The organism is Sphingopyxis sp. KK2 (assembly GCF_001990265.1).
GTDB lineage: Bacteria > Pseudomonadota > Alphaproteobacteria > Sphingomonadales > Sphingomonadaceae > Sphingopyxis.
Genome location: NZ_LYVN01000292.1, coordinates 1 through 1,086 on the forward strand (window position 1 = coordinate 1; position 1,086 = coordinate 1,086).

At 64.4% G+C, this 1,086-nt stretch carries 2 protein-coding genes; both read left to right on the plus strand.

All coding sequences use genetic code 11. The features are described 5' to 3' along the window. Positions 1-284, plus strand: a 284-nt coding sequence (locus tag B1A78_RS21845; RefSeq protein ID WP_144037969.1) for a DUF2793 domain-containing protein, incomplete at its 5' end; no start/stop codon positions are given. Positions 285-419: 135 nt separating this feature from the next. Then, a partial coding sequence (locus tag B1A78_RS21850; RefSeq protein WP_144037970.1) for an outer membrane protein occupies positions 420-1,086 on the plus strand: 667 nt, incomplete at its 3' end.

The window sequence follows — 1,086 nt, forward strand, 5'->3', positions numbered from 1 at the left end:
CGGGGCAGGGCTGGATCGTGGCCGCCGGAGCGACGGGGGCATGGGGCGGCGAGGATGGATCGCTGGCGCTGTGGACCGCCAGCGGCTGGCGGTTCGTCGCGCCGCGGTCGGGGATGCGGACGCACCGGCTAAGCGACGGAAGCTGGCTGCGATTCGACGGCGCGGACTGGATCGAACCGGGGCCGGTCGCCAGCCCGGCGGGCGGGGCGACGGTCGATGCCGAAGCGCGCGCCGCGATCGCCGCACTGATTCTTGCGCTTGTCGGCCATGGCCTTCTGATTTAAGGCTGAATTTACCTATTATCGCCCGGCAAGTGCGGCTTTTTGGCAACAGATTGGCAATTTGTTCGCTTGCGCGGAACCAAAGGCGGGGGTAGGACGTCTGCGAGACGTAAATCTCAATTGAAAGGGGAATCTACTATGAGGAAGCTTGCCGCCGCCGTGGCGTTGGCCTCCACCGCCCTTGCGACGCCTGCTCTGGCGCGCGACGACTCCTGGTACGTGGGAGTTGGGGGTGGTGTCATGATCGTCGAAGATCTCGATCTCGACATCGGCACCTTCAACAATTCGGGTACGCTCGATCACAAGACCGGCTACGACTTCGAAGGCGTCGTCGGCTATGACTTCGGCGGTTTCCGCGCGGAAGTCGAAGTCGGCTATCGCGAAGCCGACATCAAGGCCGGTCGCTTCAACACCCCCGGCATCCCGGGTTCGGCCAATGGCACCGGCAACCTGGTTACCGGCAGCTATGACCTGAACGGCGATTCGAACGCGCTGAGCTTCATGGTCAACGGCATGCTCGACTTCGGTGACGACGACGGCCTTCAGGGCTTTGTCGGCGGTGGTGCCGGTGTGGCTCGCGTCGATGTCGCTCCGGTCTTCGCCGGTCCGTTCCTCGACGATTCGGACACGGGCTTCGCCTGGCAGGCGATCGCCGGCGTTCGCGCGCCGCTGACCCGCAACATCGATGTTGGCCTGAAGTATCGCTTCTTCAACGCCAGCAACCTCGACCTGGTCGACCAGCGTGGTCGCGACGTTTCGACGCGCTTCCGCTCGCACTCGATCCTCGGCACGCTGACCTTCAACT